Origin of the sequence: Chlorobium sp. (genome assembly GCF_036528655.1) — a bacterium.
In the GTDB taxonomy this organism is placed as follows: domain Bacteria; phylum Bacteroidota; class Chlorobiia; order Chlorobiales; family Chlorobiaceae; genus Chlorobium.
Genome location: NZ_JAIGND010000003.1, coordinates 1 through 14,007 on the forward strand (window position 1 = coordinate 1; position 14,007 = coordinate 14,007).

The 14,007-nt window shown below is 59.4% G+C and carries 13 protein-coding genes; 1 reads left to right on the forward strand and 12 read right to left on the reverse strand.

Features of this window, described 5'->3' with window-relative positions:
• Nucleotides 1–80 precede the first annotated feature (80 nt).
• From K4305_RS00075 to obgE, 9 genes are all read right to left on the reverse strand, one after another.
• Nucleotides 81–2,558, reverse strand: a complete 2,478-nt coding sequence (locus K4305_RS00075; protein WP_331560278.1) for a hypothetical protein — start codon at nt 2,556–2,558, stop codon at nt 81–83.
• Nucleotides 2,559–2,777: 219 nt separating this feature from the next.
• Nucleotides 2,778–4,319: an oligosaccharide flippase family protein gene (locus K4305_RS00080; RefSeq protein WP_331560279.1), complete on the reverse strand. Its 1,542-nt coding sequence runs from the start codon at nt 4,317–4,319 to the stop codon at nt 2,778–2,780.
• Complete coding sequence (locus K4305_RS00085; RefSeq protein WP_331560280.1) at nt 4,316–5,476, reverse strand: glycosyltransferase; 1,161 nt, start codon at nt 5,474–5,476, stop codon at nt 4,316–4,318. The genes K4305_RS00080 and K4305_RS00085 overlap by 4 nt, the downstream gene beginning before the upstream one ends.
• Nucleotides 5,457–6,020, reverse strand: a complete 564-nt coding sequence (locus K4305_RS00090) for a methyltransferase domain-containing protein (protein ID WP_331560281.1) — start codon at nt 6,018–6,020, stop codon at nt 5,457–5,459. Before K4305_RS00090 ends, K4305_RS00085 begins: the two co-directional genes overlap by 20 nt.
• Complete coding sequence (locus tag K4305_RS00095; RefSeq protein ID WP_331560282.1) at nt 6,017–6,865, reverse strand: glycosyltransferase family 2 protein; 849 nt, start codon at nt 6,863–6,865, stop codon at nt 6,017–6,019. The genes K4305_RS00090 and K4305_RS00095 overlap by 4 nt, the downstream gene beginning before the upstream one ends.
• Nucleotides 6,862–7,998, reverse strand: a complete 1,137-nt coding sequence (locus tag K4305_RS00100) for a glycosyltransferase family 4 protein (RefSeq protein WP_331560283.1) — start codon at nt 7,996–7,998, stop codon at nt 6,862–6,864. Before K4305_RS00100 ends, K4305_RS00095 begins: the two co-directional genes overlap by 4 nt.
• Before the next feature lie 33 nt (nt 7,999–8,031).
• Nucleotides 8,032–8,298: an HPr family phosphocarrier protein gene (locus tag K4305_RS00105; RefSeq protein ID WP_331560284.1), complete on the reverse strand. Its 267-nt coding sequence runs from the start codon at nt 8,296–8,298 to the stop codon at nt 8,032–8,034.
• A gap of 48 nt (nt 8,299–8,346) precedes the next feature.
• Nucleotides 8,347–8,817, reverse strand: coding sequence for an N-acetyltransferase (locus tag K4305_RS00110; RefSeq protein WP_331560285.1), 471 nt, complete (start codon nt 8,815–8,817; stop codon nt 8,347–8,349).
• A 2-nt stretch (nt 8,818–8,819) separates the two neighbouring features.
• Nucleotides 8,820–9,842, reverse strand: coding sequence for a GTPase ObgE (gene obgE / locus K4305_RS00115; protein ID WP_331560286.1), 1,023 nt, complete (start codon nt 9,840–9,842; stop codon nt 8,820–8,822).
• A gap of 82 nt (nt 9,843–9,924) precedes the next feature.
• On the opposite strand from obgE, the gene xseB reads away from it, so the two are divergent.
• Nucleotides 9,925–10,191, forward strand: coding sequence for an exodeoxyribonuclease VII small subunit (xseB, locus tag K4305_RS00120; protein WP_331560287.1), 267 nt, complete (start codon nt 9,925–9,927; stop codon nt 10,189–10,191).
• A gap of 7 nt (nt 10,192–10,198) precedes the next feature.
• On the opposite strand, the gene gatB is transcribed toward xseB, so the two are convergent.
• The 3 genes from gatB to K4305_RS00135 all read right to left on the reverse strand — a co-directional run bounded on the left by gatB (nt 10,199) and on the right by K4305_RS00135 (nt 13,839).
• The gene (gatB, locus tag K4305_RS00125; RefSeq protein WP_331560288.1) at nt 10,199–11,626 is read right to left on the reverse strand and encodes an Asp-tRNA(Asn)/Glu-tRNA(Gln) amidotransferase subunit GatB; all 1,428 of its coding nucleotides are present in this window, start codon (nt 11,624–11,626) and stop codon (nt 10,199–10,201) included.
• 65 nt (nt 11,627–11,691) lie between these two features.
• A complete protein-coding gene (locus tag K4305_RS00130) occupies nt 11,692–12,225 on the reverse strand; it encodes a lipid-binding SYLF domain-containing protein (RefSeq protein ID WP_331560289.1) in 534 nt (177 codons plus the stop codon).
• A gap of 288 nt (nt 12,226–12,513) precedes the next feature.
• The gene (locus K4305_RS00135; protein ID WP_331560290.1) at nt 12,514–13,839 is read right to left on the reverse strand and encodes a Clp protease N-terminal domain-containing protein; all 1,326 of its coding nucleotides are present in this window, start codon (nt 13,837–13,839) and stop codon (nt 12,514–12,516) included.
• Nucleotides 13,840–14,007 lie beyond the last annotated feature (168 nt).

Here is a 14,007-nt window from a genome sequence, read left to right on the forward strand (position 1 = left end):
TTTTCATGATAGCAGAAGATGAATGAAGAAATCTGCTGAAATATACGAATTTCCGGCCTTTTTATGAACGCTAAGTCATTTTATTTATGAAAGATATGTCGCTTTCGAATAAATAGAGATGCCCTTAATACTCTCCCCAAAACAACCCCACCAACAACCATCACCACCGCAACACAAAATGCTGCAAGCGAAACATACCTCCCCTTGTCGAAATCGGAGCGGTCGTAGGTGAAGGTGAGTTGGTGCTCTCCTGCGGGAATGCGGACGCCGCGGATGAGGCCGTTCACTTCGAGGGTGAATGCAGGTCGGCCGTCGAGGATCGCCTGCCAGCGGAGAGGGTAGAAGATTTCGCTTGTGACGAGGAACGCTTCGGAGGGAGCGCTGACTTTCAGGGTCATGCTTTCGGCCGTGCGCTGCATGGCGGTGATGGTGCCTTCGGCGAAGCGTCTGGGGCCCTGCCACTCCGCGCCGTCAACGTACACCGAACGGCAGTTACTGCCGTCCTGAAGCACCTGCGTGAACAGATCGTCGCGGCTGGATAGGCCGGTTACCGTGGTGGCGAACCAGGCTCTCGGGCAGTTTGCTTTCAGGAGGTAGACCCATGCGGGCACGTCGCCGGATACGAGGCGGAGGGTGCCCTGCTTCACCGGTTCGAGGTCCGGATGCTGCACCTCGGCAGGCGAGAGCACGTAGCGGACGTTGAGCATTCTGAGTGCAGCAAGCGAGGAGAGGTTCTCCGTGCGCTGCAGGAACTCCTGGTAATTCCTGAGTTTTGCCGGGTGGTAGCCGCCGACCGACTCGATGCCGGAGAGGGCGAACTTGTTTTCGCCGAAAAGAGGGCCGACGGGGTAAATGCGGAACGGGCCTTTCTGTGAAGCAAGAAAGCTCGTGACGTCGTCAGGCGCAAGTGCGGTTTCAACCTGATGGCGCTGCACGAGTACGGGAGAGCGGAGCGAGGCTTCCGGGGGGCTGATGATCTTCGCGTTGAGAAGCAGCAGGTCGCCGATGGTGAGCACAACGATCACCGAGGCCAGCTTCGAGCCGGAGAGAAACTTCCTCATGCCGGGCCATGCGAGGCCCGCAACGAGCGCCGCAAACAGGCCGGACATCACCACACTGTCCCGGATGCTCTCCCACCGAACCTTGTTTACCATGAAGGCCAGATCGAAGTTTTCCACCGGCGGAGGGGGAAAGATCGAGCGGAAAAAGCCCTCGAACCCTTCGCCGCCGAGCAGGATGAGCACTATCGAAAGGGCGGACACAACGGCAAGCACCTTCAGCGGAATCCGGAGCGACTTTTCGGGCGCGTCGAGCAGCCAGTGCAGGCCGAAACCGGCGAGCAGCGAGAGGTTGAGTTCTGCGACGATGAGCACCATGGAGGGCACCCTGAACCGGCTGAAGAGCGGAGCGAAGTTGTAGAAGAGGTCGAACACCGGGCTGAAGAAACTGCCGAAGGAGATGAGCAGCGCAAGCAGCGTGCTACCGCCGAGAAAGAGCACGAAGGGATCGCGGCGCCGGGCGACGAATCCCGCGAAAGCAAGCAGGAGCACCACGATACCCGCATAGTGCGGGAAGTCGGTGAAGGGCATGAAACCCCAGTAGGTGACGCCCCCGAAACCGTAGAGGCCGGGCACGAAAAAGGTGAGCAGCTCCATCGGGTGCATCGACCACATGGTGGCGTACTCCATTGCGGCTCCGCCTCCTCTGGCCGCTCCCCTGACCGAATATGCGGCATACTCTGATGCGGGCAGATACACTGCAGCCGATATGGCAATGCCTACCACGCAGGCTACTGCGAAAAAACCGGCTTTCTTCAGACTATCTTTCACCGTTTTGTGAGCGGAGACAAGCAGCACCAGGGCAAGCAGCCCTATGAGCAGCCAGGTGTACCAGGCGATCTGCACGTGCGCGCGCTGAAGCTGAAATCCGAGCAGGATCGCAAGCATCCCCGCGTCCAAAAGCTTCGCATGATGAAAAACTCTGAGCGTGCCCCAGAGCACCCACGGCATGTAGGCCGCGGTCATGAGCTGGCTGCCGTGGCCGTGCACGAGCATGGCGGTCATGTAGGGGTTCAGCATGAAGGCCGCGCCGCCGAGAAAGGCCGCGGCATGGTGCAGCCGAAAGGTGCGCAGGAGCGCGTAGCCGCCGAGACCGGCGAAACAGAGGTGCAGGATCTGCGAACCGATATCGCCGAGCGGCAGACGCGAAATGATGAGGTTCGGATAGTAGAGCCCTCCGAGGTAGCTGAACGCTTCGACGGTGGGCATGCCGGCAAAGGTCCATGGCTGCCAGAGCGGATAGTGACCCGATGCGTCGCGCAGACGGTCGAGCGCGATTGAGGAGGCCATCGGCACCAGCGAATCGGGCGCGGAGAGCGTCATCGGCAGGAAGACGAGCTGGTAGTAGAGCGCGAGTGCAAGCAGCAGGTACGCCGCAGCGGCTGCGGCGTAAGGCAGAACCCCGTTCTTCGCGGAGATCCCGCCCAGTGGCGACGCAACCGGCTTTTCCGGCGTTACTCTTTTTGGCTGCTTGGGTTGCTTGGCTGACTTTTCTGGCATTATGATTTGGAACGACGTTAGTACCTATCAATCTACAGGGAACCACTAAAAAGTGTGATGAGCGATCAAAGAATCAAGCTCCATAAAGGAGCGAGAGTATTGAGACGCGGACGGAGTCCCGATAGATCGGGATAAACTACGAAACCGAAGTCCCGAAAGCTTTCGGGATGAGGATTTCGAGCACCGACCAACGCAGCAATTTGTTTGCGCAATAGCTTTTTAGTGCTTCCCTAAAATAAGCTCCCTATCCTCTGCTTCCAACCTGAACAGCAGCGTAAGGGCAAGATAACCGGCAGAAGCGATTACGACGCCGGTGAGCGCCGAAGCCGCCGGACCTAACCCGAGCAGCCACGGCCTGCAAAGCCAGAGCAATATGGCGGTGCCTGCCCCTGCCGCCGCCGGTTTCCAGAGCGCGGCGGAGAAGGAGCTGACGCCGAGCACCCTTGAGACCTGCAGAAGCCTGAGCGCGGAGAGCAACAGCATGGCGCCGAGCGAGGCCGCGGCCGCGCCGGCGGTGCCGTAGAGCGGAATGAGCAGCACGGAGAGCGCTACCTGCACGGCAAGCGCAACGAGCGCGTTCAGAAAGGTGACGCGCCCGTGGCCCGCCATGGAGAGCACGGTTCCGGCGATGCCGCCGAACGACTGAACGAACGCGGCTGCGGCAAGCAGCGCGAGCGCCGGAGCGGAAGCGGAAAATCGGGGCCCGAAAAGCAGCAGCACCGGTTCGGGCAGCACCATCAGAAAGAGCGTGGCGGGAGTGACCAGGAGCACCATCCATCGGGTGACGAGGCGGTAGAGCCGTCCGGTTTCGGCGCTCTCGTCCCCGGCCTGCAGGGCGGCGACGAGCGGGGCGGCGATGCCGGAAAATGCCGGAAGCACGGCCCTGAGCAGCCCCGCGGTGCGCGCGGCGGGCTGGTAGAGGCCGGAGAGCACCGGACCGCCGAGCATGCCGAGCAGAAGAATGTCTAGCCAGTAGGCGATCATGCTCACGAGCGAGACCCCGAGCAGCGGAAAGGCGAAGGCCTTCATCCGGCGATCGGCCGGCGCGCCGAGCACCTCTCTTATGCCGATGCCGGTTTTCAGGCGGAGCTGCCGCCAGATCCAGAGGCAGGAGAGCACGGAGGCCGCCGTATAGGGCACGAGCAGCGCCGGGCCGGGAGCGTCGGCAAATGCGAGCAGCAGCGTGAGGGCGAGCATGGCGACGGGTGCGATGAGCTGCGTGGCCACGATTTTCGGCACGAGGTCGCGGTGCCCCTGCAGCGCATGACCCGCAACCATGGCAACCACGTTGAAGGGTACAGCCACGGCGTAGGAGAGCAGCGCAAAGTGCAGCAGCGTGCCGCCGCCCCCGAGCGGAGCGCTAACGTCAAGCGGAGCGCTGCCAAGCGAAGCGCTACCACCATTAAGCAGCCGGGCGAGCGGTGCGGAGAAGAACATGACGAGCAGAGCCGGAACGAGGCTCATGAAGAGCGCGCTGCGAATGGCGAGCCCCGCTGCGTCCGATGCCTTGCGACCTTCCGCCTGGTAGATGTTGACGTAGCGCACCGCGGCGGCGTCGTAACCCGCCACGCCGAAGGTTTCGACGATCTGCATGACGGCGAGCGCGAGGGCATAGACGCCGAGCGACTCCTCTCCGAGCATGCGGGCGACCGCCAGGTTGAAGGCGAAGCGCACAGCCTGGCCGAAAAGGAATCCGCCGTAGGAGATGCCTGCCTGTCCGGCGATGAGCATGTTCCGGCTTGGGGAGCTGTTCCTGTTCATCCTGCCTCCCTTTCCGATGCGCGAAGCAGCTCGGACTGCATGCGGGCGGCAAGCGCGTCCCAGCTGTGCTCCCTGGCGAAAGCCTGCCGTTCGGCCCTGCGGACGTCGCGGAGCGCTTCGGGCACCATGGCCACGAACTCGCCGGGCGTGCCTGCGATATGGATCACCCCGCGGGCCGCAGCAAGCGCGCTGCAGTAGTCGATGGCCAGCACAGGCACGCCTGCCGCGGCATATTCGTAGAGCTTGTTGGGGTGCGATGCCCTTTTGAGCGGATCGCGGAGCAGCGGCATGAGCGCGAGATCGAACCGCTGCACCCATGCAGGCAGTTCGCGGTAATCAATCCTGCCGAACCAGTGCACGTTCGGCAGTTCAAGAAGCGCCCGGTTCCGATCCTGCCAGGTGCGGTCGTAGGCGGGACCGAGCAGCGCGATCCGGCTGTGCGGGTACGCTGCGGCGGTCTCCTGGAGCAGCTCCGTATCGACCCAGTCCACCGCGCCGGCATAGCCGAGCAGCGGGCCGCCTTCCGCAGCGAACGCGGCAAGCTCGGGCGGCGCATCCGGAAGAGGCGTGGCGAAGTGGTCGTACTCGACGCCGTTGCCGAGTTCGACGCAACGGACGGTTGACGGAATCGGAAGCCTTGCGGTGAGTTCCGGACTGACCGAAAAGACGAGCCCGCACCGTTCAAGGTATCGGGAGAGGTAGTCCGGCAGCCACGAAGGAGAGCCGGGAAAGGCGAGATGGTCGTCGTTGGCGTCGTAGAAGCGAAGAGCGCACGGCATCCGTGCCGCAACCCTTCCCCAGTACACGTTGCTGAGCCCGACGATGCGGTCGCGCGAAGCGAAACCGAGCCTCCGCAGCCAGAAGCGCAGGATGAGCTCCCCCGCTGCGGCAACCGCGTTGCGGAAAAGCGCGACGTCGAGCAGCCGGCCGATGCGGTAGGGAACGGTTTTCAGGAAGGGCACGGTAAGCACGGTGACGTTGCCCCGCGTCACGGGCAGCCAGTGCTCGGGCCTCCCCAGGGCGTACGGTTCGACGAAGAGGATGCGCCAGCGCGACGAAAAACGCTGCAGCAGCCGCTGCTTTCTGGTGGAGAGAAAATCCCACTGGACTTCCGAGAACCAGACGAGGTCTATCTGGTCACGCCTGCCGGAGCTCATGGATCAGCACTTTTTCGTAGAATGCCCGAAGGAACGGTTTAAAACCGGTAAGGTAAAATGGCCACCGGCGAATGCGGAAGATATCGGAACGGATGCTCCTGAACCCGGCCCTCTCGAAGAGAGAATCGAGCTCGGAAGGGCTCATCTCGTGGAAATGGTCAGGGCTTTTAAGCAAGGCGGGTTTGGCCGCCGGCACCGAAACGAAGAGCCGGGCATGGGGCCCTGCAAGCACCCTGCGCACTTCGAGCAGTGCGTGCAGGGGGTTGAAGAGGTGTTCGAGCACCTCGAAGGCGGTCACCACGTCGTAGCTGCCCGAGAGCGGATCGATATCGAGATCGCAACCGGTGCTGGCAAATGGGCAGCCAAAATGCCGTTCGAGGTCGTCGCAGAGCGGGGTGCGGTCGCCGAGATCGAGACCTGACGACACCGCAGTGCTCGCGGGCCGCGAACCTTCGACGAAGCGCAAGGTTTTCTGCCAGCGGATCATGTTCGCTTCGTCGGTGCAGTAGCGCCGGTCGATGATGTTCCTGTACTCTGCCTTCATGATCTGCCGGACGGTTTTCGTGCAAGCGTGTGCAGCAGCGCGCCTGCTGCCTGGGCGACCAGGGCGAACGGGTAGAAAATGAATCCGCTCCACGCCCGGTGCTTTCTCATAAGGTACAGCATTGCCGCGCTTTTCCGCAGAATCTTGCGCGGATGCATGCCGCTGCCGTAGGATGCGGAAACCCGGTGCCACACCCGCGCCGCCGGTTCGCAGACGACAGTGAGGCCGGCTTTCCGAACGCGAAGCGAGAGATCGACATCCTCGGCGTACATGCCGAACCGTTCGTCGAAACCGCCGATCCGCTCAAAATCGAGGCTCCGCATGGCGATGCAGCAGCCGGTGGCGTAGCCGGTCTCTTTGCGGCGGGCGTAAGCCAGGCCGTGCAACTTGCGGATGCCCTCGTGACGCACCAGGCCGAGGCCGAGCCGCACCACTCCGCCTGCGTACCATATCCGGTCGGGATCATCCATATACAATATTTCAGGCACGGCAATGCCTGCTTCGGGATCGTCCCGCAGTACCGCCGTCAGCCTGGCAACGGCGTCCGGCGCGACGACGGTATCGTTGTTGAGGAACACCACGTATTCCGGCCGCCGCTTCATGGCGTGACGGAATCCGGCGTTGTTGCCTCCCGCATAGCCGAAATTGCGGTCGAGCGCGAGCAGCTCCACGCCGGGAAAGCGATCCCTGACCGCGGCGGACGAACCGTCGCTCGAACCGTTATCGACAACAAGCACCCGCAGTTGCTCCGAAAGCAGGGGGTCGAGCGATCCGAGGCAGCGAAGCAGATCGTCCTTGCCGTTCCAGTTCAGGACGATGACCGTGACGAAGAACCGCGCGTTCATGGCTTTGCGACCGACCGGATGAAGTTCGCGGCTTCGCCGGCAAACCGTTCCCACGAGTGGCCTGCTGCGTACTCCCTGACCGATTGCGGCATTGCCGGTCGTCGCGGGTCGCCGAGAAACCCGATCACGGCGGCGGCAAGGGCTTCCGAGGAGATTTCCCCGGCAATCCACCCCGTTCTGCCCTGCTCCACTTCGGCGGCAAGCCCTCCTGCAGATGTGACGATGACCGGCAGGCCGTATCCACAGGCAAGCTGCGCCACCCCGGACTGCGAGGCCTGACGGTAGGGAAGTACCGCGGCGTCGGCTGCGGCGAAGTATCGGGCGGCATCGGCATCGGCAGCATAACCGGGTCTGAAGTCAACGCTCGCGGCTATGCCGAGCTGCCCGATCAGCTCCCTGTAGCCGGATTCGGGTTCGTAGAACTGCCCGGCAACGAGCAGACGGGTATCGGGCCATGCGTCAAGAATGGCTGGCATGGCGCGCAGCAGGAGGTCGAGCCCCTTGTAGCGGCGCACGTAGCCGAAAAAGAGGAGCAGGGGGGCGTCCTGGTCATAACCGAGAAAACGGCGGGCTTCACTTTTTTCAGGCTGTTCAATACCGGAAAACGGAGGATAAACCGGATGGAAGAGCCGGGCGACCGGTTTGGCGTTGCCCGCAGCCGCAAGCGCGCCGGACACTTCGCCGGAAAGCGTGATGTAGCCGTCAGCCGATGCGAAGAGCAGCTTCTGCAGGAATGGCTCGAGCGCGAAGCGTTCATGCGTGGAGAGGTTGTGCAGCAGCACGACAGTCGGAATACCGGAGAGCTTGCGGATGGCGAAAAGCAGCGGGGCGAGCAGGCCGGTCCAGTAGGCGACAAGCAGCACATCGGGGCGTTCGCGCTTGAGGTTGCGAAGCAGGGCGAGCCATGTCAGCGGATTATATAAAACAATAACAGCATCCCCTCCATTTGCAGCACTCCGGTGTTCGGGTACTTCGGGGGAGTGGCCTCGAACGAGAAAGGATGGATAGAGCTTTTTGAAACCGAGAGGTCGTACAGCGTGCCCTTTCGCCTGCAGCTCCCCGGCAAGGAGGCCGCTGAAGCAGGATATCCCACCCTTGAGGGGGAAAAAAGGAGAGATGAAGGCTATACGCAAAATGGAAACGGGATAGAGAAAACCTTACGTGTCCTACTGCTCGCCGAACCCCTGCTCAAAAAAATCCGCAAGCTGGCGCGCTGCCTCTTCGGCATCCTCGCCGTCAAGCTTCAGGGTAAGCTTCGTGCCCTTCGGTGCGGCAAGGCTCATAACGCCGATGATGGACTTCGCGTTGATTTCCACCCCCTGCATTTCAATGAAAAAATCGGACTTGAAACGCGAGGCAAGCTTGACGACGGCTGCCGCCGGCCTGGTATGCAGGCCTGCATTGTTTCTTACGATAACCTCCTGAACGATCACGAATCTCAGCTGTTGAATGGATTATACAATTCCTGTTCTGACCGGCAGTCAGAGTTTTTTGACCATGGCAATCTCATCGCATGCCATGAGTTTCGGACAATGGGTACAGTCGCGCCAGATTTTCTGTGGAAAATACTCTTTTTTAATTTCTGTATATCCAAGACTTCCGAAAAAACCCGGATTCAGCGTCAGAACGAAAACCTCGGCAACTCCTTCCTCCCTGAGGATCTCCTCGGCTTTCTTCACCAGCAGCCGGCCCGTACCTTTACGTTTATGGCGTGCCAGTACCGCCACAGAGCGGATCTCGGCCAACCTTGTATTATAAAAGGCTACAGCGCAGCACCCGATTATTCTGCCCTCGTGTTCGGCGACAAAGAAGTTTCGGATGTTTTCGATCACGTTTTCGGCCGACCGTTCGAGCATGATTCCCTCCCGGGCGTACTCCGCGGTGATCGCCGCAATAGCTCCCGCGTCGGCAAGACGCGCATATCGTACAATAACGGTTTCAGCCTGCGCCACAATCACTCTTCCTCCTCCGCTCTCCTTTCAATATACTTTTTATCGGACTCGTGGGTCGATACCCTCTGCCACAATTCATCCTTCAGCTCTTTGAGACCGCTGCCGGTCACGCTTGATATGGCAAGCACTCTTACGCCCTCTTCGAGCGAAGGCATTGCGAAATCTTCAGGCGCAATGTCCATTTTCGTAATAATGACGATTCGCTGTTTCAGAAGCAGCGCTTCTTCGAACCGTTTCATTTCGCCAAGCAGCGTTTCATATACCGCAACGATATCTTCCGAGTCGGATGCGATCAGGAGCGCGAGCACTTTGGTGCGCTCGATATGGCGGAGGAACTGCAATCCGAGACCCCTCCCTTCGGCGGCGCCCTCGATAATTCCGGGAATATCTGCCATCACGAACGACTTGTAATCCTCGTACCGCACGATGCCGAGGTTCGGCACCAGCGTGGTGAAGGGATAATCGGCGATTTTCGGTTTTGCCGCGCTGAGTACCGATATGAGCGTGGATTTTCCCGCGTTGGGAAACCCGACAAGACCCACGTCGGCCATCAGCTTCAGCTCCATTTCAAGTTCGAGTTCCTCTCCGGTTCCGGGAGGCAGTGCGAACCTCGGCGCCTGGCGCGTGGCCGTAGCGAAATGCTGGTTGCCGCGTCCTCCCCTTCCGCCAGATGCCACAAGCACTTTCTCGTCGTCGACTGTCAGGTCGGCAATGACCTCGCCGGTTGCGGCATTGCGAACAACCGTGCCGCACGGCACGTCGATTACGATATCTTCTCCGTCCTTTCCTGTTTTACGAGCCCCCTGGCCGTGCGCTCCACGGCCTGCCATGTAGTTGCGCTTGTATTTGAAATCAAGCAATGTGGTCAGGTGACTGTTGGTTCTCAGCCATACATGGCCCCCCCTGCCGCCGTCTCCGCCGTCCGGCCCGCCCTTGGGCACAAATTTTTCTCTTCTGAAACTCACGCATCCTTTCCCGCCGTCTCCGGCTTTCACTGAAATGAGCGCGCTGTCAACAAATTTCACTCAATCACCTGCCTTTTTGTAATAATCACAGTCATTCTGTATCGTTACTATGCCCTGATTCGTAACCCAACCATTTCAATCAATGGCAAAAACCGCTGCCGCAGATAAAAACCGGGACAACCTCTCCATCGAAGAGCTGATGTCGCGCCTCGAAGAGATCACCCGGAACATCGAGAATCCGGATACCGGCATCGAACGTTCAATAGCGCTCTATGAGGAGGGACTCGCCATTGCCGGAAAGTGCAGGGATCGGCTGCAGGAAGCCCGGAAGAAAATCGAGGTCATCAACCCCGATATTGCAAAAACCTGGCCGGATAACGCCCGGACAAAGGATCTTTTCGACTCCTGATCTCCTCTCAGGCGTCAAGACGGCTTTTCAGCACATCGTTGACGACCTGCGGATTGGCCTTCCCTTTCATGCGGGCCATGCACTGACCCACAAAAAAGCCGAACAGCTTGGTTTTACCCTCGCGGTAATCGGCGAGCTGCTTCGGGTTTGCTGCAAGGATTTCTTCTACCGTTGCCTCGATGGCCCCGGTATCGGATACCTGGGCAAGTCCTTCCTTCGAAACAATCTCCTCGGCGCTTGCGGCATCGGCCTGCATAAGCTCGAACACCTGCTTGGCAATGGTATTGCTGATAGTCCCCTTTGCGATAAGCGCAATCAGTCCGCCGAGACGCTCCGGGGAAATCGCGAACTCCGAAATATCGAGATACTTTTCCTTGAGGGTTCGCATCACTTCGCCCATCACCCAGTTCGACGCCGTTTTTCCGTCGCCGCATGCGGCAACAGTCCCTTCGAAATAATCGGCCACTTCGCGCTCGACGGTCAGCACTCCGGCATCGTATGCGGGAATGCCATACTCGCTGACAAAGCGCTCCGCACGCACTTCCGGAAACTCCGGCAGTTCCTGACGCATTCTTTCGAGCATCTCCTGATCTACCAGCACCGGCACCAGATCGGGGTCGGGGAAGTATCGGTAGTCGTGCGCGAACTCCTTGCCGCGCATTGACCGGGTCTCGCCCTTGTCGGCATCCCAGAGCCTCGTCTCCTGCACAATCTGTCCTCCGGCTTCGATGACATCGATATGGCGCTGCATTTCGTACTCGATCGCCTTTTCGACGTTCTTGAAGGAGTTCATGTTCTTGATTTCCGTTCGGGTGCCGTACTCCTCGTCTCCGAACAGCCGGACCGAAACGTTGGCGTCGCAGCGAAGGCTGCCTTCCTCCATGTTGCCATCGGAAACGCCGAGATATTTCACGATCTGGCGCAGCTTCTGCAGGTAAGCCGAGGCCTCCTTCGAGGTACGGATATCGGGATAGCTGACGATCTCGAGCAGCGGCACGCCGCAGCGATTGACGTCGATGTAGGTGTCGTCGCCGATGTCGTGGATCGACTTGCCGGCATCCTCTTCGATATGAATGCGGATCAGCCGGATATCGCGGCGCCCTTCGCCGGCATCGATATGCAGCATGCCTTCGGTGCAGATCGGTTCCTCGAACTGCGAAATCTGGTACCCCTTCGGAAGATCGGGGTAGAAATAATTCTTGCGGGCAAGAATCGAGTGCGGCGCAACAGAACAACCCGTTGCAAGGCCAAGTTTTACGGCATCCTCCACCACCCGGCGGTTCAGCACCGGCAAGGCTCCCGGCAGCGCCAGGCAGACCGGGCAGACGTTGCTGTTGGCGGGATTGCCGAAACGAGTCGAACAGCCGCAGAATGCCTTGCTGTTGGTATTGAGCTGACAATGGACCTCCAAGCCCACTACTAATTCGTACTTCATTGCGTCCTGTTCGTCTTTATTTGATAAACCCCGACCTTGCCCGCTTCACGCTGCAATAACGCTGCTCAAAGCGGCTTGTAGCTGAACTTCTGTCCTCCGACGGTGGCTTCCGCCATAACGCCGGCTTTGGGAATGACAAAAATCGCCACGCCGTTTGAGTAATCGGTATTGGTAGCCATACCTGATGTCACCAGTACGGCTGTCGCCTGCGCGTTGAGTTCGTAATTGCCTTTTTTGAAATTGTCAAGGTCGCCCTTGCTCTTGAAAAACACGATCTCCGCAAACGACTGGCCTCCAAGCTGCGGCCCGACGTTCAGCTGGGTTATTTTCGACGTGCCGATGAGCGTATTCAATTCATAGACATATCCGCTGCCGTGAGCTCCCCCGAGCAGGATAAGCCCGCCCTTGTAGACATCGGAAAACACCGCATACCCATATGCGTGCTGGAAAAACCGCTCGAGCTGCGGCGCGTTTCTCCTGAAAAATTCCACAGATTCCCTTGCGTTGTCCTCGATCCTCGGATCCCATCCGGCAAAAGCGCTCTGCATAGCCATTCCGGCAAGCATAAACACAAGCACAACAACCCTCATCATCTTCATAGCGCCACTCCGTTTTTTGTTGCGTTAATAAAATCAAACAATAGAAAACATGCAATGTCATGCAACCTATAATGTATGAATTTCTGCGGAGAAAAGAGAATGGCGGGAGTTGGAGAGAAGAAGAAGAGTTTTGCCCACGGATTGGCACGGATTAACTCGGATTTGCGCCTGCTTTGGTCAGCTTTGCTGCTCAATGCAGGCGCGGTTTTTTGTTGGAAGTGGAAAAGCGCGGTTCCCGCTGATTGAAGCGTGGATTTTCACCGATGGATGACGGGAGTATAGCTCTCTTCAATTTCCTCCGTTTTCGAGCTCGCGCTTCAGGGCTTCGCGCTCGATTTCTAGCCGGCGGATTTCGCGGTTGAGGCGGTCGAGCTCTTCGGGGCTGCTGTCGATTTCGAGCCGAAGACGTGAGGATGCCTCGTCGATCAGGTCGATCGCCTTGTCGGGCAGGAAGCGGTCGGAAATGTAGCGGTTCGAGAGCTCCGCAGCGGCAACCAGGGCGGCGTCCTTGATGCGCACGCCGTGATGGATTTCGTATTTCTCCTTGAGTCCGCGCAGAATGGAAACCGTGTCTTCCACGCTCGGCTGATCGACCAGCACGGTCTGAAAGCGCCGTTCGAGGGCCGCGTCCTTTTCGATATGCTTGCGGTACTCGTCGAGCGTGGTGGCGCCGATACAGCGCAGTTCGCCGCGGGCGAGCGCCGGCTTGAGAATGTTGGCCGCATCCATGGCTCCTTCGGCGGAACCCGCGCCGACAAGCAGATGGATCTCGTCGATGAAAAGAATCACTTCGCCGGCCGCCGACTGCACCTCCTTCACCACGGCCTTGAGGCGCTCCTCGAACTCGCCGCGGAACTTGGCTCCGGCAACGAGCTGGGCAATGTCGAGCGCGGCTATCTGCTTGGTCTTGAGGTTCTCGGGTACATCTCCGGCAACGATCCGCTGTGCGATACCCTCCACCAGCGCGGTTTTGCCGACGCCGGGGTCGCCGATCAGCACCGGATTGTTCTTGGTGCGGCGGCTGAGAATCTGCAGCACCCGCCGGATTTCGTCGTCGCGTCCGATAACCGGATCGAGTTTGCCGCGACGGGCTTCGTCGTTGAGGTTGCGCGAATACTTTTTCAGCGAGTTGTAGGTCTCTTCGGCGGTCTGGCTGGTCACCCTCTGGGAGCCCCTGATGGTGGCAAGCACTTTAAGAATAGCGTCGCGGTTGACGCCTGCGTCCTGCAGCATGCGTGAGACCTTCACGCCGGCTTCGCTCATGGCGATGAAGAGGTGCTCCGAACTGATGTATTCGTCCTTCAGCTTCTCGGCTTCCTTGAGCGCGACGTCGAACACCTTGCCGAGATTCTGCGAAATGTACTGACCCGAAGCCGATGCTCCGGTCACTTTCGGGAGTCGTTCGATTTCCCGGTCGACCGCTGCCGCAAGGTTTTCGAGCGAAGCTTCGAGTTTCTGGGCAATCTGGGCCGCAATGCTGGTACGGTCGCCAAGCATGACGGAGAGAAGATGCTCGGGCTCGATCTGCTGGTGCTGACGGCTTCCTGCAAGGGTTGACGCCGCCTGAAGGGCTTCCTGCGCCTTGACGGTAAATTTATTGGGGTCGAATTGCATGGTTCGTTCCGTTTTTTCTGTTCATCTGCTCAGCTGTTCATTCAGTAAGCTTCGCAGAGCATTTGATTCAATCAGGTAACATCTTTTCTGATAACCGCCTTAAACGGAAAAAAGTTAACGGTTCAGAGCAATCCGGAGAACAAAAGCGTAAAAAAAAACCGCAGGAGT

What these genes read in the sequence shown, in the direction of transcription:
- K4305_RS00075 (WP_331560278.1), bottom strand. Translation starts at nt 2,558, where the DNA reads ATGCCAGAAAAGTCAGCCAAGCAACCCAAGCAGCCAAAAAGAGTAACG.
- K4305_RS00080 (WP_331560279.1), bottom strand. Translation starts at nt 4,319, where the DNA reads ATGAACAGGAACAGCTCCCCAAGCCGGAACATGCTCATCGCCGGACAG.
- K4305_RS00085 (WP_331560280.1), bottom strand. Translation starts at nt 5,476, where the DNA reads ATGAGCTCCGGCAGGCGTGACCAGATAGACCTCGTCTGGTTCTCGGAA.
- K4305_RS00090 (WP_331560281.1), bottom strand. Translation starts at nt 6,020, where the DNA reads ATGAAGGCAGAGTACAGGAACATCATCGACCGGCGCTACTGCACCGAC.
- K4305_RS00095 (WP_331560282.1), bottom strand. Translation starts at nt 6,865, where the DNA reads ATGAACGCGCGGTTCTTCGTCACGGTCATCGTCCTGAACTGGAACGGC.
- xseB (WP_331560287.1), top strand. Translation starts at nt 9,925, where the DNA reads ATGGCAAAAACCGCTGCCGCAGATAAAAACCGGGACAACCTCTCCATC.
- gatB (WP_331560288.1), bottom strand. Translation starts at nt 11,626, where the DNA reads ATGAAGTACGAATTAGTAGTGGGCTTGGAGGTCCATTGTCAGCTCAAT.
- K4305_RS00130 (WP_331560289.1), bottom strand. Translation starts at nt 12,225, where the DNA reads ATGAAGATGATGAGGGTTGTTGTGCTTGTGTTTATGCTTGCCGGAATG.
- K4305_RS00135 (WP_331560290.1), bottom strand. Translation starts at nt 13,839, where the DNA reads ATGCAATTCGACCCCAATAAATTTACCGTCAAGGCGCAGGAAGCCCTT.